General features: G+C 64.1%; 21 protein-coding genes. 12 read left to right on the top strand and 9 right to left on the bottom strand.

The features are described from left to right. Nucleotides 1–22: 22 nt before the first annotated feature. Nucleotides 23–1,018, bottom strand: a complete 996-nt coding sequence (locus tag RTCK_RS04845; RefSeq protein ID WP_142591968.1) for a LysR family transcriptional regulator — start codon at nt 1,016–1,018, stop codon at nt 23–25. A gap of 150 nt (nt 1,019–1,168) precedes the next feature. Here RTCK_RS04845 and RTCK_RS04850 point away from each other — a divergent pair, with 150 nt between their 5' ends. The 3 genes from RTCK_RS04850 to RTCK_RS04860 all read left to right on the top strand — a co-directional run bounded on the left by RTCK_RS04850 (nt 1,169) and on the right by RTCK_RS04860 (nt 6,510). Then, nucleotides 1,169–1,966, top strand: a complete 798-nt coding sequence (locus RTCK_RS04850) for an alpha/beta hydrolase fold domain-containing protein (protein ID WP_408004508.1) — start codon at nt 1,169–1,171, stop codon at nt 1,964–1,966. A gap of 55 nt (nt 1,967–2,021) precedes the next feature. Next, a complete protein-coding gene (locus tag RTCK_RS04855; protein ID WP_142591969.1) occupies nt 2,022–3,212 on the top strand; it encodes an efflux RND transporter periplasmic adaptor subunit in 1,191 nt (396 codons plus the stop codon). A gap of 115 nt (nt 3,213–3,327) precedes the next feature. Next, nucleotides 3,328–6,510: an efflux RND transporter permease subunit gene (locus tag RTCK_RS04860; RefSeq protein WP_142591970.1), complete on the top strand. Its 3,183-nt coding sequence runs from the start codon at nt 3,328–3,330 to the stop codon at nt 6,508–6,510. A gap of 67 nt (nt 6,511–6,577) precedes the next feature. On the opposite strand, the gene pncB is transcribed toward RTCK_RS04860, so the two are convergent. The 7 genes from pncB to RTCK_RS04895 all read right to left on the bottom strand — a co-directional run bounded on the left by pncB (nt 6,578) and on the right by RTCK_RS04895 (nt 15,255). After that, a complete protein-coding gene (pncB, locus tag RTCK_RS04865) occupies nt 6,578–7,882 on the bottom strand; it encodes a nicotinate phosphoribosyltransferase (protein ID WP_142522185.1) in 1,305 nt (434 codons plus the stop codon). Between the two features lie 164 nt (nt 7,883–8,046). Next, nucleotides 8,047–8,373, bottom strand: a complete 327-nt coding sequence (locus RTCK_RS04870) for a hypothetical protein (protein ID WP_142591971.1) — start codon at nt 8,371–8,373, stop codon at nt 8,047–8,049. 73 nt (nt 8,374–8,446) lie between these two features. Continuing rightward, the gene (locus tag RTCK_RS04875; RefSeq protein ID WP_142591972.1) at nt 8,447–9,397 is read right to left on the bottom strand and encodes a 2-hydroxyacid dehydrogenase; all 951 of its coding nucleotides are present in this window, start codon (nt 9,395–9,397) and stop codon (nt 8,447–8,449) included. Nucleotides 9,398–9,412: 15 nt separating this feature from the next. Further along, complete coding sequence (locus tag RTCK_RS04880) at nt 9,413–11,041, bottom strand: ABC transporter ATP-binding protein (RefSeq protein ID WP_142522188.1); 1,629 nt, start codon at nt 11,039–11,041, stop codon at nt 9,413–9,415. 4 nt (nt 11,042–11,045) lie between these two features. After that, nucleotides 11,046–12,197: an ABC transporter permease gene (locus tag RTCK_RS04885; protein ID WP_142522189.1), complete on the bottom strand. Its 1,152-nt coding sequence runs from the start codon at nt 12,195–12,197 to the stop codon at nt 11,046–11,048. Then, on the bottom strand, nt 12,198–13,289 hold the full coding sequence (locus RTCK_RS04890; RefSeq protein WP_142522190.1) for a microcin C ABC transporter permease YejB: 1,092 nt from the start codon (nt 13,287–13,289) through the stop codon (nt 12,198–12,200). A 136-nt stretch (nt 13,290–13,425) separates the two neighbouring features. Further along, nucleotides 13,426–15,255 (bottom strand): extracellular solute-binding protein, encoded by a 1,830-nt coding sequence (locus RTCK_RS04895; protein WP_142591973.1) that lies wholly within the window; start codon nt 15,253–15,255, stop codon nt 13,426–13,428. A gap of 180 nt (nt 15,256–15,435) precedes the next feature. Here RTCK_RS04895 and mepA point away from each other — a divergent pair, with 180 nt between their 5' ends. From mepA to RTCK_RS04925, 6 genes are all read left to right on the top strand, one after another. Then, nucleotides 15,436–16,479: a penicillin-insensitive murein endopeptidase gene (gene mepA, locus RTCK_RS04900; RefSeq protein ID WP_142591974.1), complete on the top strand. Its 1,044-nt coding sequence runs from the start codon at nt 15,436–15,438 to the stop codon at nt 16,477–16,479. Nucleotides 16,480–16,550: 71 nt separating this feature from the next. Beyond that, nucleotides 16,551–16,922 carry a methylglyoxal synthase gene (locus RTCK_RS04905; RefSeq protein WP_268963121.1) on the top strand — a complete coding sequence of 124 codons (372 nt, stop codon included), beginning with the start codon at nt 16,551–16,553 and terminating at the stop codon, nt 16,920–16,922. A gap of 14 nt (nt 16,923–16,936) precedes the next feature. Continuing rightward, nucleotides 16,937–17,959 carry a glucokinase gene (locus tag RTCK_RS04910; RefSeq protein ID WP_142591975.1) on the top strand — a complete coding sequence of 341 codons (1,023 nt, stop codon included), beginning with the start codon at nt 16,937–16,939 and terminating at the stop codon, nt 17,957–17,959. Between the two features lie 113 nt (nt 17,960–18,072). Continuing rightward, nucleotides 18,073–19,887, top strand: coding sequence for an ABC transporter ATP-binding protein (locus RTCK_RS04915; protein ID WP_142591976.1), 1,815 nt, complete (start codon nt 18,073–18,075; stop codon nt 19,885–19,887). Further along, on the top strand, nt 19,880–20,725 hold the full coding sequence (dapB, locus tag RTCK_RS04920) for a 4-hydroxy-tetrahydrodipicolinate reductase (RefSeq protein ID WP_142522195.1): 846 nt from the start codon (nt 19,880–19,882) through the stop codon (nt 20,723–20,725). The genes RTCK_RS04915 and dapB overlap by 8 nt, the downstream gene beginning before the upstream one ends. Then, nucleotides 20,722–21,357, top strand: a complete 636-nt coding sequence (locus RTCK_RS04925) for a 2,3-bisphosphoglycerate-dependent phosphoglycerate mutase (protein WP_142591977.1) — start codon at nt 20,722–20,724, stop codon at nt 21,355–21,357. Before dapB ends, RTCK_RS04925 begins: the two co-directional genes overlap by 4 nt. Nucleotides 21,358–21,378: 21 nt before the next feature. On the opposite strand, the gene phnF is transcribed toward RTCK_RS04925, so the two are convergent. After that, nucleotides 21,379–22,116 (bottom strand): phosphonate metabolism transcriptional regulator PhnF, encoded by a 738-nt coding sequence (phnF, locus tag RTCK_RS04930; RefSeq protein WP_142591978.1) that lies wholly within the window; start codon nt 22,114–22,116, stop codon nt 21,379–21,381. 82 nt (nt 22,117–22,198) lie between these two features. On the opposite strand from phnF, the gene phnG reads away from it, so the two are divergent. From phnG to RTCK_RS04945, 3 genes are read left to right on the top strand one after another with little or no spacing between them, the layout of a single operon-like run. Beyond that, on the top strand, nt 22,199–22,672 hold the full coding sequence (gene phnG, locus RTCK_RS04935; RefSeq protein WP_142591979.1) for a phosphonate C-P lyase system protein PhnG: 474 nt from the start codon (nt 22,199–22,201) through the stop codon (nt 22,670–22,672). Further along, nucleotides 22,672–23,268 (top strand): phosphonate C-P lyase system protein PhnH, encoded by a 597-nt coding sequence (phnH, locus tag RTCK_RS04940; RefSeq protein ID WP_142591980.1) that lies wholly within the window; start codon nt 22,672–22,674, stop codon nt 23,266–23,268. Before phnG ends, phnH begins: the two co-directional genes overlap by 1 nt. Before the next feature lie 11 nt (nt 23,269–23,279). Then, nucleotides 23,280–24,389: a carbon-phosphorus lyase complex subunit PhnI gene (locus tag RTCK_RS04945; protein WP_142522200.1), complete on the top strand. Its 1,110-nt coding sequence runs from the start codon at nt 23,280–23,282 to the stop codon at nt 24,387–24,389. Nucleotides 24,390–24,483 lie beyond the last annotated feature (94 nt).

The raw sequence follows: 24,483 nt of genomic DNA on the forward strand, positions 1-24,483 counted from the left end.
CGGCCGGTGCGCGACGAAGCCGCTACTCGGCGGCAATGGCGACGGGTGCAGGCTCGGTCCCGGCCCCAGCCTTCTTTTTCCTGGCAGCCATCGCCGGCCGGACCGGTGCCGCATCGCCGGCGCTGGTCTCCTTCAGGAGCTTGACGAGCCAATCGACGAAGACGCGGACCTTGTTTCCAAGATGACGGGTGCGGGGATAGACGATGTAGAGCGGAAGGGGCTCCCGCTCCCAGTCCGTCATCACCTCGATGAGATCTCCCTTTGCCACCGCCTCGCGAACCATGAATTGCGGCGCCTGCACCACGCCCATGCCGGACAGCGCCGCGGCGACATAGCTGCGGCTGTCGTTGACAGAGACGGCATAGCGCGGCGTGATCTCGATGGCCTCTCCCTCCCGCCGGAACTCCATCGGCAGGACCTTGCCCGCCTGCGCATTGAGATAGCCGACGGAGAAGAAGCGCGTTTCGAGGTCGCTCGGATGCTCCGGCATGCCGAACATCTCGATGAAGCCGGGCGATGCGTAGGTTTTCATGCCGATCTCCCCCACCTTTCGGGCGATCAGCGACTGATCCGTTGGCGTGCCCGCCCTCAGCGCGCAGTCGACGTTCTCGGCTATGTAATCCACAAGCCGGTCGCCGACCCCGATATCGAGCGTGATCTGGGGATATCTGCAATAGAAGTCGCAAAGCGAAGGAATGACGATCAGGTCGGCGAAGGCGCCGGCCATCTCGACGCGCAGGCGGCCGGACGGCTGTGCCTGGGAGGAGGAGATGCTGCCGTCCAGTTCATCGAGGTCAGCGAGGAATTGCGCGGCGCGTTCGTAATAGAGAGCGCCTTCGGTGGTGACGGCAACCTGCCGCGTGGTGCGGTTCAGGAGCTTCGCCTTGAGGTGTCCCTCCAGGTTCTGCACCATGTTGGTGACGGTCGTCTTCGACATGTCGAGCGAGCGGGCGGCCCGGGTGAAGTTTCCGGTCTCGACGACCCGGACGAAGGCGCGCATAGCTGAAAGCTGATCCATGGCATGATCTCGTTGCGAAGCGATATTGTCCAGATATAGTGGATAGTGAAGTACGAACGGGAAACTTGTGCAGTTTCCGATGAACAATAATATCAGGTGGCGTCAAGGAAACAAGAAGCTGCCTTGGGTAAAAAGCAGGCAGAGGTTTCGATGGAGATGCGATGGGAACAGGTAGAGGTGGGTTTGCCGGCCGCCGGAACCATGCCGGTGCGGTTCTACCGGCCGCCGGGCAAGGAGAAAGCTCCCCCGCTCGTCCTCTACCTGCGCGGCGGTGCGTTTCAGCAGGATGAGCCTGCCGAACGCGAGACGCCGATCGCCCATGCGCTTGCCGAAAGCGGCGCAGTCGTGGTCGAGGCGGATTACGCCAGCATCTCGCAGAACATGTTTCCGGGCGCTGTGGAATGCGGCCTGGCGACGCTGCGCTGTCTGGCGGCGAAACGCCGGCAGATCGGTAGCGCAAGGTCTCCGATCCTGGTGGCAGGGGAGGAGGCGGGCGGGAACGTCGCGGCCGGCGTGGCGCTCAAGGCGCGGGACCAGATGCCGGGTGTGCTCGCCGGACAGGTTCTCCTGTCTCCGCTGATCGATCCGACGATGAGTTCGGTGTCGATCCGCAAGGCGGATGCGATCGGGATGCGTGAGCGCTGGTCCGACGGCTGGATGCATTATCTCCGCGGCTTCTGCGGATTCACGCATCCCTATGCGGCGCCGTGCATGTGCTCCCGGTTGTCCGCGGTCGCCCCCGCACTGGTGGTGACGGCCGAGGACGATCCACTCCGGGACGAGACGCTCGGATATGCCGACCGTCTCGCCGAGGCGGGTGTGAAGGTTCGCCGGCATGTCTTCCCTCAGGGGAGCGGCTGGGCGGGAATTTATAACGAGGAAGATGGTGCCTGGTTGTCGGAGTTGTGCAGGCAGTTTCGTCTTTTCGTGCAGGAGTTGCGTCGGTAACGGCTTGATTTGAGAGAAGGTGGCGGCCCGCTTCAGGGGACGCAAGGAGATTGACATGACGAAGAAGATAAGCTGGGCCCTCATGGGCGCCGGAGCGGTACTGGCCGTCTCGTTGTCCGGAGCCGCGGTCCATTTCGATTTTAATAGTTTCGATTTTGCACGGGATGCCGAGGCAACCCAGGCCGCGGCCGCTCCCACGCCGGCGATTCCGGTGACGGTGGCTGCCGTGGAGCCGCGGAGCATCATCACCTGGCAGGAATTTTCCGGCCGGCTGGAGGCGGTGGACCGTGTCCAGGTTCGCTCCCGTGTGGCGGGAACCATACAGGCGGCGCATTTTCGCGAGGGCAGCCTCGTGGCGGCCGGCGACAAGCTGATCACCATCGATCCCGCTCCCTATGCCGCCGCGGTGGCGCAGGCGGAAGGACAGGTGGCGTCCGCCCAGGCCCGCCTGGAGCTCGCGACGACCGAACTGGACCGGGGCAACGCCCTTCTTGCAAAGAACACCATTTCGCAAAGCGAACTCGCGCAGCGCCAAGGAGCCGCGCGGGAGGCGGCGGCGAGCCTCAAATCTGCCGAGGCGGCGCTTGAGCTTGCCAGGCTCAACCTCGGCTATACGGAGATCAAGGCGCCCATCGCCGGCCGGGTCGGCAAGCTGGAGCTGACGGAAGGCAATCTTGTCGGCGCCGGTGACGCCGCGCAGGTGCTCACCACGCTGGTATCGGTCGATCCCATCTATGCCAGCTTCGATGCGGGCGAAGATCTGGTCGCACGCATCCTGGCCGAGCTTCCGGTGCAGGACGGCCTTCGTGCCCTGGAACGGGTTCCCGTCGAGATCGCCACCCTAGCCGAAGGAAGCCCGGTGAGAGGCAGGCTGCAGCTGATCGACAATGAGGTGAGCACGACGAGCGGCACCATTCGCCTGCGTGCCATCTTCGACAACCCGGACGGTCGCCTGATCCCCGGCCAGTTCGTGCGCGTCCGTGTCGGCGAACCGAAGGAGAAGGAACATCTCCTCGTCAGTGAGACGGCTGTCGGCTCGGATCAGGACAAGAAGTTCGTGTTCGTCGTCGACCAGGCCAATACGGTCGCCTACCGCCAGGTGCGGCTCGGCGCCGCCGTGGAGGGCGAACGTATCGTGGAAAGCGGCCTGACGCCGGGCGACCGCGTAGTGGTCAACGGCCTGCAACGCATCCGCCCCGGCGCTGTCGTCGAACCGCAGACGGAAGCGGAAGTCGCCAACAAGTAAGCCGGCGGCTCCGCCGCCGCCTAGACCTGCCAAGCCCTTTGATGCTCGCGGCCGTCCCGGCTGCGGGCCGGGCTTCCCCGTGCCTCGTTTTCAGCCCTGGAGAGAGGGTACCGATATGAATATATCCAGATTTTTCGTGGATCGTCCGGTCTTCGCCGCCGTTCTGTCCATCCTGATCGTGGTGGCCGGCCTCATCGGCCTGCGTGCCCTGCCGATCTCGGAATATCCCGAGGTGGTGCCACCGTCGATCGTGGTGCGCGCCACCTATCCCGGCGCCAACCCGACCGTGATCGCCGAGACGGTGGCGACGCCGCTGGAGGAGCAGATCAACGGCGTGGAGGACATGCTCTACATGTCCAGCCAGGCGACCTCTGACGGCGTTCTCACCGTCACCGTCACCTTCAAGCTCGGCACGGATCCCGACAAGGCGCAGCAACTCGTCCAGAACCGGGTGGCCCAGGCTGAACCGCGCCTGCCGGCGGAGGTCCGGGCTCTCGGAATCACCACGGTAAAGAGCTCGCCGGACTTCATCATGGTCGTCAACCTGGTCTCGGAAAACGACGGCTACGACATCACCTACCTGCGCAACTATGCCACCCTCAACATCAAGGACCGGCTCGCCCGGATCGAGGGCGTCGGGCAGGTCCAGGTCTTCGGCGCCGGCGACTATTCGATGCGGGTCTGGATCGACCCGCAGAAGGCGGCGGAGCATGGACTGGCCGCAAGCGACATCAGCAATGCCATCCGCGCGCAGAACGTCCAGGCGGCGGCCGGCATCATCGGCGCGTCGCCGAGCCTTCCTGACACCGGCCTGCAACTCAACGTCAACGCGCAGGGTCGTCTCGCAACGCCGGAGGAGTTCGGCGCCATCATCGTCAAGAGCGGTGAAAACGGTGAGATCACCCGCCTGCGCGACGTGGCGCGCATCGAGTTGGGAGCCGCCGACTACACCCTGCGCTCGCTGCTCGACGGCCAGCCCGCAGTCGCCGTCGCCGTCCTGCAGGCACCGGGCTCGAACGCCATCGAGATCGCAGACAACGTGACGGCGACCATGGACCAGCTCCAACTGGCGATGCCGGAAGGCGTGAAATACGAGATCGTCTACGACACAACCAAGTTCGTGCGCGCCTCGATCGAAAAGGTTGTCGAGACGCTGCTGGAGGCAGTGGCGCTGGTCGTGCTCGTCGTCATCCTGTTCCTGCAGACTTGGCGCGCCTCGATCATCCCGCTGATCGCCGTCCCGGTCTCGATCATCGGCACCTTCGCCGTCATGTATGTCTTCGGCTTCTCGATCAACGCGTTGACGCTCTTCGGACTGGTGCTCGCGATCGGTATTGTCGTCGACGATGCGATCGTGGTTGTCGAGAACGTCGAGCGAAATATCGAAAACGGGCTCTCGCCACGCGATGCAACCTATCGCGCCATGCGGGAAGTGTCGGGGCCGATCATCGCCATCGCACTCGTGCTCGTCGCGGTCTTCGTGCCCCTTGCCTTCATCACCGGCCTGTCGGGACAATTCTACCGGCAGTTCGCGCTGACGATCGCTATCTCCACCGTCATCTCGGCGATCAACTCGCTTACCCTGTCGCCAGCGCTTGCGGCACTCCTCCTGAAGGATCATCACGCGCCCAAGGACTGGCTGACGCGCGTGATGGACCGGTTGTTCGGATGGTTCTTCCGCGGCTTCAACCGGGCCTTCGGGGCCGCATCGAACGGCTATGGCCGCACCGTGGGAGGACTTCTGTCCCGCAAGAGCCTGGTGATGGCCGTCTACCTGGCGCTCGTCGGCGCCACCTACAGCGTGTTCACTGCCGTTCCAGGCGGCTTCGTGCCGGCGCAGGACAAGCAATACCTGATCGGTTTTGCCCAGCTTCCGGACGGCGCCACCCTCGACCGAACGGAAGAGGTCATCCGGAAGATGAGCGACATCGCCCTGGAGCAGCCGGGTGTCGAGCATGCCATCGCCTTTCCGGGGCTTTCGATCAACGGCTTCACCATCGGATCGAACGCCGGGATCGTCTTTGCGGTCCTCGACGATTTCGAGGAGCGCGAGACACCCGAGCTTTCCGGCGGCGCCATCGCCATGGCGCTGAACCAGAAATATGCCGGTATTCAGGAAGCCTTCATCGCCATGTTCCCGCCGCCGCCGGTCAACGGCCTCGGCCAGACGGGCGGTTTCAAACTGCAGATCGAGGACCGCGCCGGCTACGGCTACCAGACCCTGGACGAAGCGACCAAGGCGGTTCTCGCCAAGGCCTACCAGACGCCGGAACTGGCCGGCATCTTCTCCAGCTTCCAGATCAACGTCCCGCAGCTCTATGCCGACGTGGACAGGGCGAAGGCGGAACAGTTGGGCGTGGCGGTAACGGATGTCTTCGAGACGCTGCAGATCTACCTCGGCTCCCTCTACGTCAACGACTTCAACGCCTTCGGCCGCACCTACAGCGTCCGGGTGCAGGCGGACGCGAAGTTCCGCGCCGAGGCGGAGGATATCGGCGAGTTGAAGGTGCGCTCTCGATCGGGCGAGATGATCCCACTCTCGGCCCTCCTCAAGGTTGAGGAGACGACGGGGCCGGAACGCACCACCCGGTATAACGGCTTCCTGGCCGCAGACATCAATGGCGGCCCGGCACCAGGCTTCTCTTCCGGCCAGGCGCAGGCGGCGATCGAGAAGATCGTCCGGGAGACGGTGCCGCAGGGGATCGACTTCGAATGGACAGACCTGACCTACCAGGAGATCCTCGCCGGCAATTCCTCGATCGTCGTCTTCCCGCTGGCGCTTCTCCTCGTCTACCTCGTGCTGGCCGCGCAGTACGAGAGCCTGACGCTGCCATTGTCGATCATCATGATCGTACCCATGGGCGTTCTGGCCGCCCTGACGGGCGTCTGGCTGACGGGCGGCGACAACAACATCTTCACCCAGATCGGGCTTGTGGTGCTGGTGGGGCTGTCGGCGAAGAACGCGATCCTGATCGTCGAGTTCGCCCGCGAGCTGGAGATCGAGGGGCGCTCGCCCTATGAAGCGGCGGTCGAGGCGAGCCGCTTGCGCCTGCGTCCCATCCTGATGACCTCCATGGCCTTCATCATGGGCGTCGTGCCGCTGGTGATCTCGACCGGAGCAGGAGCGGAAATGCGTTCGGCGATGGGCGTGGCCGTCTTCTCCGGCATGATCGGCGTGACCTTCTTCGGCATCTTCATGACGCCGGTCTTCTATCTGCTCGTCCGCATCCTGACCGGCCGCCGTCCCCTGCGGCGCTCGGGCATGGCGGAGGTGCCCGCTTTCTCTCCGGCGGAATAATGCCTCCACCGCCGCGCGGGCCTGCCATTCCGGTCCGCGCGGCATCCCTGGCCGCATGGGGCAGAGCCTAGACCAGGACTTCCTTGTCCACCCGGTCCTGTCTGCCGAAGAATTTCAGGTAACGCTCGACTTCCTTCGGGTCGCCGGTGGCCTTGCGCGGATTGTCGGAGAGCTTCACCGCCGGCCGGCCGTTCGCCTCGCTGACCTTGCATACCAGCGAGATCGGCTTGAGGCTTTCGACATGCTGCGGAGCGCAGCCCGCGAAGTCGTTGGTCAGATTGGTGCCCCAGCCGAAGCTCATGCGAACGCGGCCCTCGAAGTGGCGATAGGTGTCGATGATCGCATCGACATCGAGCCCGTCCGAAAAGATCAGCAGCTTGCCCTTCGGGTCTCGCCCCATCTTCTGCCACCAGTCGATGATCTTCTCTCCGCCTTCGATCGGCGGGGCGCTGTCCGGCCGGAAACCGGTCCAGTCGGCTACCCATTCGGGCGCGTCACGCAGGAACGCGGTCGTACCGAAGGCGTCCGGCAGCACGATCAGCAGGTTTCCGCCGTAGAGCCGGTTCCAATCCTTCAGGACCTTGAATGGAGCCGCCCGAAGCTCTTCGTCGCTGTTTGCCAGCGCCGCCACCACCATGGGCAGTTCGTGCGCATTCGTCCCCACGGCCTCGAGGTCGGAATCCATCGCCAGGAGGACATTGCTCGTCCCGGTGAAGGCCGGGCCGATGCCTTCCTTCAGCGCCTCCACGCACCAGCGCTGCCACAGGAAGCTGTGTCGGCGCCGGGTTCCGAAATCGGAAATGCGCAGCCCCGGAAGATCGCGGAGACGCTCCACCTTTTCCCACATCTTCGCCTTGGCCCGCGCATACAGCACGTCAAGCGTGAAAAGCCCCATCCGCCGCATGGCGGCCCGCGAGCGGAGCTCGTTGATGATCGCAAGTGCCGGGATTTCCCAGAGCGTCGTATCCATCCAGCGGCCGTGGAAGTTCAGCTCGTACTGCCCGTCCTTCTTCGACAGCTCGTATTCCGGAAGCCGGTAGGAGGCGAGCCAACTCAGGAATTCGGGCTCGAAAATCTGCTTGCGGCCGTAGAACGTGTTACCGGCGAGCCAGATCATCTCCTTCTTCGACAGCTTGACGCTGCGGGCATGATCGAGTTGCTCTCGCAGCGCCCCCTCGTCGATCTCCTCGGCAAGGCGAACAGTCTTCGTCCGATTGATAAGGGAGAAGGTCGCATCGACATCCGGATAGAGCTTCCAAATCATCTGCAGCATCAGGAGCTTGTAGAAGTCCGTGTCGATCAGGCTGCGGATGATAGGGTCCAGCTTCCAAGTATGGTTGTAGACCCTCGTCGCGATATCCGTCTTGGTCATGCCTGCCCTGCCCTGGTCCGCAACGGAACCGGATCGCCCCATCGACTGGAGGAAACCGAAGTTTCCTCCAGGTCGCAAGACTTAGGGAAAAATGGCGGGTAAGTCCACACGGCATATCGGCCGCTGACGTCGCGGCCGAAGCTGAGTCTTGCGGTTTTGCAACCTCAGTCGGCAGGGGCATTGCCCGCCGCGGGCGCCGGCGCCGGCGCGTCCGCCGGGTTGGCGGAAGGCTGCGCCTGCTGGGTCGCGGGAGCCGTGTCTCCGGCAGGCGGGGTCGCCGTCTGTTCGGCCGGCGGCTCGGTCGACTGACCCCAGATCTCGGCTACGCCCCAAGCGATCATCACCAGCACGATGCCGGCGATCAACACCTTAAGCACCGGAAACCCGGCGCGGCCCTGCCGGGCCTCTGTAGCGCTCAGGGGCGTTCCGGGACGCTCTGCTCCACCACGGCCGTTGCCGCTGGGGTCATTCGGATTAAAACGGCTATTCATCACGTCGCTCCTTCGCGCCATCCTGCCTTCCATCGCAAAATGGAACGGACGGAGCGCCCTGAAGTTCCGTCACTCAGTAGCCGGTGGTTCGATCCACCAGGTTCTCCAACGAGTCGCCCGCCTCATAGCGTCCGATCTGCCGCTCGACATGGCGGAACAAGGCGCGCACGTCCGTGGCCGAAGCGGCATGCGGCGTGACGATGACGTTGTCCATGCCCCAGAGCGGATCGCCGGCCGGCAACGGCTCCTGCTCGAACACATCGAGCGAGGCTCCGCCCAATATCCCCGTCCGAAGCGCCTCCCGCAGATCGGCCTCCACCTGGCTTCCGCCGCGGCCGGCATTGATGAAGACGGGTTTTCCCAGGGCGCCACCCTGGCGGAGCCTGGCGAAAAGCGCGTTGTTGAATATCCCTCGCGTGCCGTCCGTCAGCGGCAACAGACCAACGAGCACGTCCGTGCGGGAGAGAAATTTGTCCAGCCCCTCCGCGTCATAGGTCTCCACGCCCGCCAGCATTTTCTTTCGGCGCGACCAGCCGAGGACGTTGAACCCCATCATCCTGAGCTTGGTGGCGGAATCCTGTCCGAGAACACCGAGGCCCATGATCCCGACCGTGACCTCCCGCGCCTCCGGCTGGGGGAGTTCCCGCCAGACGCGGTCCCGCTGCTGCCTCAGATAGGCAGGCACCTGGCGCAGGTGGCTGAGGCATTGCAGGACCACCCATTCGCTCATGCGCGTCGTCAGGCTCGGATCGACGAACCGGACAATCGGAATATCCGGGAGGTCCGGAAGCGACAGGACATGATCGACGCCGGCACCACCGGAGAACAGCACCTCCAGTTTCGGAGCCCTCCTGAAAAGATCCGGCCCAGGCTTCCAGACGACCGCGTAGCGGGCATCCGAAAGGTCGCATTCGCGGTCGGAGGCATGCAGGACCATCCTGTCCCGGAAGGCTTCGCCCACGGCGCGGTCCACCTCCCGGCGTTCGAACTTCAAGTCTACGACAACGGCGTTCGCGGCGGCCATTCGAGGATCCTGCTCCTATTGGCTGATTGCAGCCGTTTCCACGGCTTCGATATTGAAGGCGGCGGCCATGAGGGCCTTCGTATAGGCTTCCAGCGGGGCGTCGAATATCCGCGCCGCCGGCCCTTCCTCGACCACCTTTCCGCCGCGCATGACGATAACGTGGTTGGCGAGCGCCTTCACCACCTTCAGGTCATGGCTGATGAAGAGGTAGGCGAGATCGTGCTTTTTCTGCAGGTCGCGCAGGAGATCGACCACCTGCGCCTGCACGGTCATGTCCAGGGCGGAGGTCGGCTCGTCGAGCATCACGAAACGGGGCTTCAGCACCATGGCGCGCGCAATCGCGATGCGCTGCCGCTGCCCGCCGGAGAATTCGTGCGGATAGCGCCAGCGGGTGTCCGGATCGAGACCGACCTCGGTCAAGGCCCAGCAGACCCGTTGATCGCGCTCCTCCGGGGACAGGCTTCGCTCATGGACCTTCAGGCCTTCGGCGACGATTTCTCCGACGGACATCCGGGGGCTGAGCGAGCCGAAGGGATCCTGGAAGACCACCTGCAGCCGGTCCCGCAGCGGCCGCATCTGCTTGAAGGTGAACCGGTCGATGTCGTGGCCGACGAAGGCGATCCGTCCCTCGGAGGAGATCAGCCGCGCCAGCGCCAGCCCGAGCGTCGTCTTGCCCGACCCCGATTCACCGACGACGCCGAGCGTTTCGCCGGCCCGGAGGGAAAGGCTGACGCCATCCACCGCCTTGACGTGATCCACCACCTTGCGCAGGAGCCCCGCCTTGATCGGGAACCATACGCGGATATCCCGCCCTTCCATCACCACGGGCCGGGACGGATCTGCGGCCGGGGGCTCGCCCCTAGGCTCCGATGCCAGCAGATGTCGAGTGTATTCGTGCTGCGGATTGACGAAAACCTCCTCGACGGGGCCTGTCTCTACGATCTTCCCCTTCGTCATGACGCAGACGCGGTCTGCGAATTTGCGGACGATGCCGAGGTCGTGGGTGATGAACAGCATGGACATGCCGTGCTCGCCCTTGAGACGCCGCAGAAGCTCTAGGATCTGCGCCTGCACGGTGACGTCGAGAGCCGTGGTCGGCTCGTCGGCGATCAGCAGCCTCGGGCGGTTGGCGAGCGCCATGGCAATCATCACACGCTGCCGCTGTCCGCCGGAAAGCTGGTGCGGATAGGCCTGCAGACGCTTTTCCGGCTCCCGGATCCCCACCTGGTTGAGAAGTTCGAGGATCCGCCGCCGGGCGGCGTCGCCGGTCATAGCCTGGTGCAGGTCGAGGATTTCGCCGATCTGCTTTTCGATCGTGTGGAGCGGGTTGAGCGACGTCATCGGCTCCTGGAAGATCATGGTGATATCGTTGCCGCGCACGCGCCGCAACGCAGGCTCCGAAGCCTTCAGCAGATCCTGTCCCGCAAACAGTATCTCTCCGGACGGATGGCTCGCCGCGGGGTACGGCAGAAGCTTCAGGATCGAATTGGCCGTAACGGACTTGCCGGAGCCCGATTCGCCGACCAACGCCATGACCTCGCCCGGCATGATATCGAAGGAAACGCGGTCCACGGCAAGCGACCTCGCCTCTCCCTGATGGAAGGCCACGGACAGATCGTGAACGGAAAGAAGCGGTTCTGTCATGATCTCACCGGAAGGTCTTGCGCGGATCGAAGGCGTCGCGGACCGCCTCGCCGATGAAGATCAGCAGCGACAGCATGATCGACATCGTGAAAAAGGCGGTAAGACCGAGCCAGGGAGCCTGCAGGTTGTTCTTGCCCTGCGCGATCATTTCACCCAGCGACGGCGATCCCGGCGGCATGCCGAAGCCCAGGAAGTCCAGGGATGTCAGCGTGGCGATCGACCCGGACAGGATGAAGGGCAGGAAGGTCAGCGTCGCCACCATGGCGTTCGGCAGGAGGTGGCGGAACATGATCGTCCAGTTGCCGACCCCGAGGGCACGGGCCGCGTTCACGTATTCGAAATTGCGTGCCCGGAGGAACTCTGCCCGTACGACACCCACGAAACCCACCCATGAGAAGAGCAGCATGATGCCGAGAAGGACGAAGAAGCCGGGCGGCATGATGGCGGCGATGATCAGCAGGATGTAGAGCACCGGCATCGACGACCAGATCTCGATGAAGCGCTGGAACAGCAGATCCGTCCAGCCGCCGAAATAGCCCTGGATCGCTCCGGCGGTGACGCCGATGACGGCCGAGGCGATGGTCAGTGCAAGGCCGAAGAGGACCGAGATGCGGAACCCGTAGATCATGCGCGCCGCCACGTCCCGCGCCTGATCGTCGGTCCCGAGCCAGTTCAGGTTGCCGAGCGTACAGCCTGGATCCTCCGCGCCGAGGGGGTAGCCGGTGCAGCGCTCTTCCTTCTCCATCAGCCAGAAGGGCGGCGTCGGTGCCGAGTGCGGAATGTTGGAATTGACGGTCTGGTAGGAATACCGGATCGGCGGCCACACGAGCCACCCGTTCGCCTCTATCTCGTCGGAAATGAAGGAGGAGCGGTAGTCGGTGACGGCAAGGAAGCCGCCGAACTTCTCCTCGGGATAATCCACAAGGACGGGAAAGAGGATCTCGCCCTTGTAGGAGGCGATGATGGGCCGGTCATTGGCGATCAGCTCGGCGAAAAGGCTGAGAACGAACAGGACCATGAAGATCCAGAAGGACCAGTAGCCGCGCCTGTTGGCCCGGAAGTTCTGAAGCCGGCGGCGATTGGTGGGCGAGAGCCAGCCCCGCTTCGGGGAAGACGTAGTTTCCGCGGACGGGGAGGTCAGGGATGACGTCGTCATTCAGACATCCCTCCGTTCGAAATCGATGCGCGGATCGATCCAGGTGTAGATCAGGTCGGAGATGAGGCTGACGACCAGGCCCATCAGCGAGAAGATATAGAGGGTGCCGAAGACGATGGGGTAGTCGCGGTTCACGACCGCCAGGTAGCCCAGACGCCCCAGTCCGTCGAGCGAGAAGATGTTCTCGATCAGCAGCGAGCCCGTGAAGAAAGCCGAGATGAAGGCTCCGGGGAAGCCGGCGATGACGATCAGCATCGCGTTACGGAAGACGTGGCCGTACAGAACCTGCCGTTCCGCCAACCCCTTGGCGCGGGCGGTGACCACGTACTGCTTGCGGATCTCGTCCAGGAAGGAATTCTTCGTCAGCAGCGTCGTGGTCGCGAATGCCGACAGCGAGAGCGCGATCAGCGGCAGGGTCAGATGCCAGAAATAATCGATGATCTTCTCCCACCAGGAAAGCTGGTCGAAGTTGTCGGAGACGAGGCCCCGCAAGGGGAACCAGTCGAAGAAGGAGCCGCCCGCAAACAGCACGATGAGCAGGATGCCGAACAGGAAGCTCGGAACCGCATAGCCGACGATGATGACGCCCGAGGTCCAGACGTCGAACGCCGTCCCGTCCCTGACCGCCTTGCGAATGCCCAGCGGGATCGAGATGAGGTAGGAGACGAGGAGGATCCAGAAGCCGAGCGAGATCGAAACCGGCAGCTTGTCGATGATCAGGTCGATGACGGAGGCGTTGCGGAAGAAGCTCTCGCCGAAGTCGAAGCGGAGGTAGTCCCACATCATGTCCAGGAAGCGCGTCAGCGGCGGCTTGTCGAAACCGAATTGCTGCTCGAGCTTCGCGATGAACTCCGGGTCGAGACCTTGCGCGCCGCGATAGCGGGAGTTGTCTTCGAAGCCTCCTTGCGAGCCCAGCAGATCGCCTCCGCCCGACAGGCGGTCGGACGCGCTGTCGCCCTGCCCCGTGAGCTGGGCGATTACCTGCTCGACCGGGCCGCCCGGCGCGAACTGGACGACCAGGAAGGAAATGCCCATGATTCCGATCATCGTCGGGATCATCAGCAACAGGCGTCTGAGGATATAGGCGCCCATCAGGCCCTGGCTCCGTCCAGCGCCCGATCACGGGCGGTCAGCACTGGCTGCGTCAATCCTCTTCCTTCCAGGCACCCAAGGTGCGTCCACTTGATTCGCATTGCTCCTACTGATGCCACAGGTGGCGCAGGGGAGGCTAGTTCGCAGCTTTCGTGGACCACCAGAGCGAGGGGAAGCCGCTGGAATATTCCGGCAGGTTGTCCCCATGGGCGATGGTGTTCCAGTAGGCGAAACGCAGGGTCTTGGAGCTGTAGCTCGGCACCACGATGTGATGCGCGAGCAGGACCCGGTCGAGGGCTTTCACCGCCGCGACCTGCTCCTCGCGGTCGGCCGCGAAGATGACCTTCCGGATGAGCGCATCGACCCCGGGATCGGCGATCCCGCTGTAGTTTTGCGATCCCTCCCGCTTTGCGGCCTCGGATCCCCAGTATTCCGCCTGCTCATTGCCGGGATTGATGCTTTGCCCCCAGGCGTTGTACATGACGTCGAAGTCGCGCGAGCGCCAGCGGTTGGTAAACTGCGACTGTTCCACGCTCCGTACCGTAGCCTCCACCCCGATCATCTTGAGGTTCCGGGCGAAAGCGAGCGCGACGGGCTCGATGGTCGGACCTCCCAGCATGATTTCGAAAGACAGCGGCTCCCCGGTCGCGGCGTTGACCATGCGGTTGCCCTTCAGCTCGTAGCCAGCCTCCTTCAACATTCCCACGGCCGTCCTGAGGTTCTCGCGCAGCTTCTGCGGATCGCCGTTGACGGGATTTTTGTATGGCTGGGTGAACACACGCGCAGGCACGAGTTCCCTTACCTCGTTGAGGATCTCCAGTTCCCTTCCCTCCGGAAGACCCGACGAGGCGAGCTCGGTGCGGAAGAAGAAGCTGTCCACCCGGTCATAGGAATCGTAGAAGATCGTCCGGCGCAGTTCCTCGAAGTCGAAGGCATAGTTCAGTGCCTCGCGCACCCGAGGATCGGAGAATTTTTCGCGGCGGGTGTTGAACACGAAGCCGACCATGACGCCGAGCTTGCGCATGTCGTTCTCGAGTTCTTCGCGCTTTATCCGCCCGTCCCTGACCGCGGGAAAATCATAGGCCGTGGCCCAGCGGCGGGCCATGTTTTCGAACCAGTAGTCCTCATTGCCGGACCGGAAGGACTCGAACATCACGTCGCGGTCTGCGTAGTAGCGATACTCGATGCGGCCGAAATTGTTCTGGCCGATATTGACGTTGAGATCCTTACCCCAGTAGTCGTCGCGCAGCTCGTAGGTGATCGCCGAGCCTGGTGTCACGGACACGATCCTGTAGGGACCGGAGCCGAGCGGCGGCTCAAGCGTCGTCTGGGCGATATCGCGGGACCGGCCATCCGACGCCTGGCCTTCCCACCAGTGCTTGGGCACGATGGTCAGCTGGCCGACGATCTGCGGCAGTTCCCGATTGTTCGGTTCATCGAAGGTGAAGGTGATTTCCCGCTCGCCGGTCTTCTCCGCCTTCACCACATGCCGGTAGTAGAACTCCATCTGCGGAACGCTCTTCTTGGCATTCTCGAAGCTGAAGATGACATCCTCAGGCGTCACCGGCTCGCCGTCGGCCCAGCGGGCCTCCTGACGCAGGCGGAAGGTAACGGACGAGTAGTCTTTAGGGTATCGCAGCGATTCCGCCAGAAGGCCGTACATGGAGGACAGTTCATCTTCCGAGGCCGCCATCAGCGGCTCGAACACATGTGTCAGCCCGGTCGCCGCCTCTCCCCGGGCGAGCAGCGGGTTCAGCGTATCGAAGCTTCCTTCGACGGCGAGCCGCAACTGGCCGCCCTTGGGTGCCTGCGGGTTGACATAGTCGAAGCGGGGGAAGCCTTCCGGATACTTCAGTTCGCCGACGGTCGCGATGCCATGCCGCCATTCTTGTTGCGCCTCCTGCGCAAGAGCCGGTGCGGCAAGCGACAGCGACAACAGGAAAACGGCCAGACGGCGAGCCAACATGCGAAACCCCTTTGTTGTTCTTGCGCCGAAGCATAGGGCAAAGTCCGGCAAAAAACAGGCTACCCGCCTCACAAGCGTTTTATCACCGGCCGACGACCGGGGCGCCAGATCTCCATTTCACCAAAATTGCGATCCACGCTAGATTCCACCGAAAGTGATTTGCGGGGACGATCTGCCGCCATGCGGATATCATGCATCTTGAAGCAACTGCTCGCGGCCGGCCTTTGCCTGACTTTCCTGGCAGGTCCGGGAGCGGCCGAGACCCGACCGGCGAAAGAGCTGTTCGGCGGAGCGAAACTGCCGAGCAGGGCAGAACCTGCCCCTTTCGGATCCTATGCCAAGGGATGCATGGCGGGCGCCGTGGCCATACCGACCGACGGTCCCACGTGGCAGGCGATGCGTCTGTCCCGCAACCGACGCTGGGGGCATCCGCGGATGATCGCGCTGCTGGAGCGATTTTCAAAGGATGCGGCGAGCCTCGGCTGGGGCACGGGAATCCTGATCGGCGACGTCTCGCAGCCGCGCGGGGGGCCGATGCTGTTCGGACATGCCTCGCATCAGATCGGGCTGGACGCGGACATCTGGTTCACGCCGAGGCCGGCACAGCCCCTGACACCCCAGGAACGCGAGGACCTGCCCTTCACCTCCATGCTAGACAAGAGCAGATTCCTGACCGTCGACGCGCGGCGGTGGACGCAGACCCATACCCGGGTGGTGATGCAGGCCGCCAGCTACCCGGAAGTGGAGCGGGTCTTCGTCAATCCGGCGATCAAGAAGAAGCTCTGCGAGACCTGGCGCGGCGACCGGTCGCTCCTCGGGAAGGTTCGCCCGATCTACGGCCATGACGAGCATTTCCATATCCGCATCCACTGCCCGCCCGACGCTTCCGGCTGCAAGCCGCAGGCGCCGGTGGCAAAGGGCGACGGCTGCGACAAGTCGCTGGCCTGGTGGTTCACCGACGAGCCTTGGGCGAAGCCGAAGAAGGACCCGAACGCAAAGCCCGTCAAGCCGCGCCAGGTCATGCTGTCGGATCTTCCGAAGGCCTGCGCCGCCGTGCTCGCGGCACCCGCGCGGACGTTGGAAGAGGCCACCTTCGGCGCGGGCCTGACCGCCTACTCGCCCCCTGCCCCCTCAGCTCCGGCGCAGAACATCGAGGCGATCATCGAAAGCGCGACCGTGCTTCCGGACCTTGGGCCGGTCCCGCTGCCGCGGCCATTTCCGTGAGCGGTCTTTTCAAGGGGCGCAAGTCCCTGTAGAAGCCATGCAAATCGATTTAAGCAACGGCGAGGACGGTCTTGACGCTTCCCTGCATCGCGCTGATCGCGCATGATCAGAAGAAGGACGACATGGCCGACTTCGCCCGGCAGCACCAGAAGGCGTTGTCGCGGTTCAGGATCGTCGCGACCGGCACGACCGGGGGCAAGGTGCAGGAGGCATGCCCGGACCTTCAGGTCACGCGCCTCAGGAGCGGGCCGCTGGGCGGGGATCAGCAGATCGGCGCCATGATAGCGACCGGCGATGTCGACATGCTGCTTTTCTTCATCGATCCGCTGACATCCATGCCGCACGACGTCGACGTGAAGGCCTTGACCCGGCTGGCCACGGTCTACGACATTCCCATGGCGCTCAATCGCGCGACCGCCGAAAAACTGATCGACTTCCAATAGCGGATCGGGAACCAATGCATCACGCGACCGAAAACGAACGGCTGCCCTTCCCCATCCTGCTCGGCGACATCGGCGGCACCAATGCGCGCTTTTCGATCCTCGTGGACGAAGAGGCGGAGCCGGTCCGCTTCCCGAACATCATGACGGCCGACTTCCCGACCATCGACGAGGCGATCCGCAAGGATGTCCTGGAAAAGACCGCCATTCGTCTGCGATCGGCAATCCTTGCCGTCGCCGGACCGATCGAGGGCGACGAGATCGATTTGACGAATTGCGACTGGATCGTCCGTCCGAACGCGCTGATCTCCGACCTGGGCTTCGAGGACGTGCTCGTCCTGAACGATTTCGAGGCGCAGGCCCTGGCGGTTGCCTGCCTCACGGCAGACTACCGCGAGACGATCGGACCGTCCGGGGAGCCACCCGTCGCGTCCCGCGTGGTTCTCGGTCCGGGTACCGGCCTCGGCGTCGCGGGTCTCGTTCATGCGCGGGGTACCTGGTTTCCGGTGCCCGGTGAAGGCGGCCATGTGGACATCGGCCCGCGCAGCAGGCGCGACTTCCGGATCTTTCCGCATCTGGAGCCTATCGAAGGACGGATATCGGCCGAGCAGCTTCTTTGCGGACGGGGCATGGTCAACATCTACCGGGCCGTCTGTGCGGCTGACGGCGTGCTCCCTTCGCTGAACCTTCCTTCGGAGGTCACCGCCGCCTGGCAGGCGGGGGCTAATGCCCAGGCCATGGAGACTGTCTCGCTGTTTGCCACCTATCTCGGACGGCTCGCGGGAGACATGGCGCTCGTGTTCATGGCGAAGGGGGGCGTCTACCTGGCCGGCGGCATCTCGCAGAGGATCATTCCCGCCCTCAAGGCTCCGGAGTTCCGGGCCGCCTTCGAGGACAAGGCTCCGCATTCGCAGCTGATGCGGCACATCCCGACATTCGTGGTGACCCATCCGCTTGCAGCCCTTGCCGGCCTCGGAAGCTATGCCAGCACACCGGAAGCCTACGGCATCTCCACCCAGGGGCGCCGCTGGCAGCGCTGATTCCGCGGGAGGGCGAGGTGTCCATGCACTAGCCAAGCCCGGCTTCGGTCGCTATAGACCCGCCAAACGTGGCGACCCACCCCGAGCGCCGTCTGGAAACGGGATCATACTTATTGGGCTCAGCTAAGGACAAGAAGCGGCATCTGGACTCAGAAACGGTCACCAGCGTTCTGAAGCGGGTGATCGCCGAAAACGGTCGCGACCACCTGAAGGGCTATGCGTTCGCGATCTTCTGTCTCGTGGTTGTGGCGGCAACCACCGCCTTCACCGCCTGGATCATGGAATCGGTGGTCAACGAGGCCTTTGCGAACCAGCGCGCCGACATCGTATGGCTGATCTGCGGGGCGATCTTCGTGGCTTTCGTGCTGCGCGGGCTTGCGACCTACGGGCAGTCGGTGACACTGTCGAAGATCGGCAACAATATCGTGGCCCGCTACCAGCGCCGCCTCTACATCCACCTGATGTCGCTTTCGGTCGGCTTCTTCAGTGAAGCCCGCTCCGCCCATCTTGCCGCCCAGGTCAGCCAGAACGTCAACGGCATCCGCGATGTCCTGAACCTGACGGTGACCTCGACCGCCCGCGATTTCCTGACGCTCATCGCGCTGATCGGCGTCATGGTGAGCAAGGACCCTATCCTCTCGCTGATCGTCTTCGTCGTAGCCCCTCCGCTCGTCCTCGCGCTGCGCTACGTGTCGCGGCGGCTGCGTAGCGCTACCCGCGAATCGGTGATGCTGAACAGCCATGTCCAAGGAGCGATGCAGGAGACCATCCAGGGAATTGCCATCGTCAAGGCGTTCACCATGGAGAAGGAACTTGGGCAGAAGGTCGAAAGGCTGATCAGCCAGGCGGAGAACCGCGCCAACCGGATTGCACGCCTCACCGAACGGACCGCGCCGCTGACCGAGACCTTCGCGGGCTTCGCGATCTCCAGCGTCCTCGCCTATGCCGCCTTCCGGTCGATCTATGATGGGGTACCGCCCGGTGCGTTCTTCGCCTTCGTGACGGCGCTGCTGATGGCCTACGATCCGGCTCGCCGGCTCGCCAAGCTGCAGGTTCATATGGAGCGGGCGGTCGTCAATGCACGGATGATCTATGCGCTTCTCGACACCCCGCCGACACAGCGCGACAAGCCCGACGCGGTGGATCTGCTGGTAACCGCGGCACGCATCGAGTTCCGCAATGTGTCTTTCGCCTATGCCGGCGGCAGCCCGATTCTCCGGAACGTCGATCTTGTTGCCGAGGGAGGCAGGACGACGGCCCTGGTGGGTCCGTCCGGCGCCGGGAAATCCACGATCATCTCGCTCATACCACGCTTCTACGATCCCTCGGAGGGGGCGATCCTCGTTGACGGCCAGGATGTCCGGGATGTCACGAAGGCGTCGCTTCGCCGGCACCTGGCCTACGTCTCGCAGCAGCCCTATCTCTTCGAAGGCACCATCCGCGACAATATCCGCTACGGCCGGCCCGACGCGACGGATGCCGAGGTGGAGGAAGCGGCGAAGCTTGCCTATGCGCACGAGTTCATCCTGGCGCAGCCCTTCGGCTACGACACGCCCGTGGGCGAGAACGGAGCGACGCTTTCGGGGGGGCAGCGACAGCGCCTGTCGATCGCCCGTGCCCTGGTTCGCAACGCACCGATCCTGCTTCTCGACGAAGCGACATCGGCCCTCGACAACGAGTCGGAAGCAGCCGTACAGAAGGCGCTCGAAACGGCGATGAGCGGCCGGACCGTGATCGTCATCGCCCACCGGCTGTCCACCGTCGTCAATGCCGACAAGATCGTCGTCATGCATGAAGGCCGCGTCGTCGAGGAAGGGACCCACGACGACCTTGCGCAGCGCCGGGAGGGCCTCTACGCTCGCCTCAACAATCTGCAGTCTCCCGACGCCAGCTTATCCAGGGACGGAAACGTAGTACCGCATGAGTGACAGACCGATGAAACTCGTCGTCGTTGGCGCGGCCGGCCGCATGGGCCAGACACTGATCCGGGTCATCCGCGAAACCGAAGGCACAGTGCTTCATGCAGCCATCGAGCGGGTGGGTTCGCCCTTTCTCGGCAAGGATGCGGGCGAGGTCGCCGGTGCGGGTACGGCGGGCGTGCCGATAACGGCCGATCCGCTACAGGCGTTTCTGGATGCCGAAGGCGTGCTGGACTTCACCAGTCCGGCCTCCAGCGTCGATTTCGCCGGCCTTGCGGCGCAGGCGCGGATCGTCCACGTGATCGGCACGACCGGCTGCTCGGCCGAGGACGATGCGAAAATCCAGGCGGCGGCGCGGCATGCGCGCATCATCAAGTCCGGCAATATGAGCCTCGGCGTCAACCTGCTGGGGGTCTTGGCGGAGCAGGCCGCGCGCGCACTTCCGGCGGCACAGTGGGATATCGAGGTTCTCGAAATGCACCACAAGCACAAGGTCGATGCTCCTTCCGGGACCGCCCTGCTTCTCGGCGAGGCCGCCGCGGCTGGACGCGGGATCCAACTGCTTGCCAATGCCGTCAAGGTGCGCGACGGCCATACCGGCGCACGGGAAGCCGGCACGATCGGCTTTGCGACGCTTCGAGGCGGCTCCGTCGTAGGGGACCATTCCGTGCTGTTCGCCGGTGAGGGTGAGCTGGTGACGCTATCCCATAGCGCCCGCGACCGCTCCATCTTCGCGCGCGGCGCAGTCGCAGCCGCGCTTTGGGGCCGCGACCGGAAGCCCGGCCACTACGACATGCTCGACGTTCTGGGACTGAAACACCGACATCCGGAGGAAATGACTTCATGAGTGGCACCCTCGTCCTCGTTCGCCATGGCCAGAGCGAATGGAACCTGAAGAACCTGTTCACGGGCTGGCGCGATCCGGACCTGACGGAGCTCGGCATCAGGGAAGCGGAGACCGGCGGCCAGGCGCTCGCGGATGCCGGGCTGAAGTTCGATATCGCCTTCACCTCCGTCCTGAAGCGCGCCCAGGACACCCTGCGCATCGTCCTCGACAAGGTCGGCCAGACCGGGCTGGAAACCATTCGCGACGAAGCCCTGAACGAGCGCGACTACGGCGATCTCTCCGGCCTCAACAAGGATGATGCCCGTGCCAAATGGGGCGAGGAGCAGGTGCATATCTGGCGGCGCTCCTACGACGTGCCGCCTCCGGGAGGCGAAAGCCTGCGCGATACCGGCGCACGCGTCTGGCCCTATTACATGACGGAGATCCTTCCCCGCGTCCTGCGCGGACAGACGGTGCTGGTCGCCGCCCACGGCAATTCGCTGCGGGCCCTGGTCATGGTGCTCGACCGATTGAGCAAGGAAGAGATCCTCAAGCTCAATCTCGCGACAGGCGTGCCGATGGTCTACAGGCTGAACGCGGATTCCACCGTCGCATCGAAGCAGGTCTTGGGCGACATGTCCGACGCCCATTGACAGCAACGTACGGCACCGGGCTCAGTTCTCTACGGTGAACTGCACCCGGTCCGCCGGAAACCGGCTGACGGCGTACTGAACGGGAACCCCCTCCGGATCCGCATTCAGCGACCGCGTCACCAACACGACCGCCCCCGCCGACAGGTCCAGGTCCTTCATGTCCCCGGATTCGGCATGGCTGGCGGTGACCTCGGTCGAAACACGAACGTAATCCGCAAGGCCCAGCCTCCTGAAGGCCGCGGTGATCGAGCCGCTGTCGCGATAGGCCTCATCGATCCCCGAAAACCGCTCCGCCGGAAACCAGGCCGTGGCCCGCGACACGGGGCGGCCATCCGCCTTGCGCAGGGTTTCGAGCCGAATGACGGAAGCCCCTTCCGGCACCCCCAACCGGCGCGCCAGGTCAGCGGAAGCCGGCTCATGCGCCGATTGCAAAAGCAGGCCTTCCGTTTCGCGCGCCTGGCTACCCAAACCTTCTATGAACCGGGTCCGGCGGGAAATCGGAAAGTTAAGACGCTCCTTGCGCTCGATCAGCGTACCCACGCCCTGCACCGGACGGACAATTCCTTCCCGGGCGAGAGCTGCCAGCGCGCTGCGCACGGTGTGGCGGTTCACGCCGAACTGGGCAGCCAGCACCGTCTCCGGCGGCACCCGACCGCTCTCGTCATAGTCGCCGCCGGCAATCGACGCGCGGATCCGGTCGGCGATCTGCCGCCACAATGCAACGCCGCTCTGCCTCTGAACCGTCGAATCCGCCGCCATGTCATACTCTTGTTACGTGAGGGATTTAACTCTACAGTAAATTGTATGGTTGTCTATAACAATAGACATTTAAGAGGTGCAGATGTCAGAACCGTTACCGACCTCCTCTCCCCCGCCCCCGGAAGCCCGCCGCCGTACATTGAGCCTGCTGGCCCGCGCTTCCGCCGACGAGTTGCGCGCCGCCTGGGACGCGCTTCCCGCAAAGCCGGAGGTCAAGCCCGTGCGCGGACCGGAAACAGGCCTGGTGATGGTGCGCGGCCGGATCGGCGGCGGCGGCGGACCGTTCAATCTCGGCGAGGCAACCGTCACGCGGGCTACGGTGCTGCTCGGCTCCGGCACCGCCGGCCATGCCCATGCCCTCGGGACCGACAAGGCAAAGGCACGGCTCGGCGCCATCTTCGATGCCCTGTGGCAGGAGGAGCAGACCCGCCCATACGTGGAAAGCAGGCTTCTCGCTCCGGTCGCGGCGCGAATAGAGGCCGAGGACCGCAAGCTGGCGGAGGAAACCGCAGCGACACGGGTCGATTTCTTCACGATGGTCCGGGGAGACGATTGATGAATACCAACCTCCAGGCCCTTTCCGGCGGCTTCGCCCAGCCGGTGCTGAATGCGCAGGCCGTCTTCCGCCTTCTGATGGACGGCATGTCCCGTCCGGGCACCATCCAGACAACGGCGGTCGAGACGGGGCAGCCGGCGCCGCTCGGGCAGGCGGCCGCAGCCGTCGCCCTTACCCTTTGCGATGCCGACACACCGGTCTGGCTGCAATCATCCCTTGCAAAGTCCGCGGTCGGCGAATGGATCGCGTTCCATACGGGCGCGGCTATGGTGCAGGAGAAGGCGGAGGCGAAGTTCGCCTTCCTTCAGGCTTCCGCCGGCGTCTGCTCCTTCGATCTCTTTGCATCCGGAACGCAGGAATATCCCGACCGATCGGCGACGGTCGTCATCGAAGTATCCGCCTTCGGCGAAGGACGCAGCTTCACTCTCGCCGGGCCCGGCATCAGGGACCAATCGAAGGTTTCGATCGCCGGTCTTCCCGCCATGTTCGACGAGATCTGGAGGAACAATCGAACCCTCTTTCCGCGAGGGGTCGACGTCATTCTGACCGCCGGCGCATCCCTGCTCTGCCTGCCCCGAACCACGAAGATCGCGTAAGGAGACAAGCCATGTACGTAGCCGTGAAGGGGGGCGAGACCGCCATCGATGCCGCCCACCGCCTGCTCGCCGATCGTCGCCGCGGCGACCGCTCGCTTCCCTCGCTCACCATAGAACAGATCGCCGAGCAGCTCGCGCTGGCGGTCGACCGGGTCATGGCCGAGGCATCGCTTTACGACCGTACGCTTGCGGCACTCGCGATACGTCAGTCACGCGGCGACCTTATAGAAGCGATCTTCCTGCTGCGCGCTTACAGGACGACCTTGCCGCGCCTCGGCACCTCCGCTCCCGTAGACACGGCGCAGATGAAGATCGAGCGGCGCATCTCCGCCACCTACAAGGACCTGCCGGGAGGCCAGGTGCTGGGACCGACATTCGACTACACCCACCGCCTGCTGGACCCCTCGCTTCTCGCGGACGAGGGTGTGGACGAGCCGCTGCGGAAGGAACCGCTGGCAGGCGCGACGACGCGCGTATCCGACATCCTCGCAGGCGAGGGGCTGATCGAGCACGACGGCATGCTGCCCGAGGATCAGCCGCCGGGAGACCTGACGCGCGAACCGATGGAGTTTCCCATGGGACGCGATCTTCGCCTGCAGGCGCTCGCGCGCGGCGACGAAGGCTTCCTGCTCGCGCTCGGCTACTCGACGCAGCGCGGCTACGGCCGCAACCATCCCTTCGTGGGGGAAATCCGCATCGGCGAGGTCGATGTCGAACTGGACCTGCCGGAACTGGGATTTGCGGTCTCGCTCGGCCGCATTCAGGTGACGGAGTGCCAGATGGTCAACCAGTTCAAGGGATCGGCAAAGGCGCCGCCGCAATTCACACGCGGCTATGGCCTGGTGTTCGGCCAGAGCGAACGCAAGGCGATGAGCATGTCGCTGGTTGACCGGGCACTGAGAGCGGAAGAGCTAGGCGAAGATGTCACCGCACCCGCGCAGGACGAGGAATTCGTTATCTCGCACGCCGACAACGTGCAGGCGACAGGCTTCGTCGAGCATCTCAAGCTGCCGCATTACGTTGATTTCCAGGCCGAGCTTGCACTGGTGAGAAAGATGCGTGCCGACATTGGGGCGACAGCGGGAGAAAGCAACGGCCCCGTGAGCGAGGCTGCGGAATAGGCGCGATCAGTCGCGGCCGGTTTCGCCGTACCAATAGGCACAGCAAATGCCGGTAGCTGCAAATACCGAAAAGAACATCGTGATCAGAAGGCCA

Origin of the sequence: Pseudorhizobium endolithicum (genome assembly GCF_902153245.2) — a bacterium.
Lineage (GTDB): Bacteria > Pseudomonadota > Alphaproteobacteria > Rhizobiales > Rhizobiaceae > Neorhizobium > Neorhizobium endolithicum.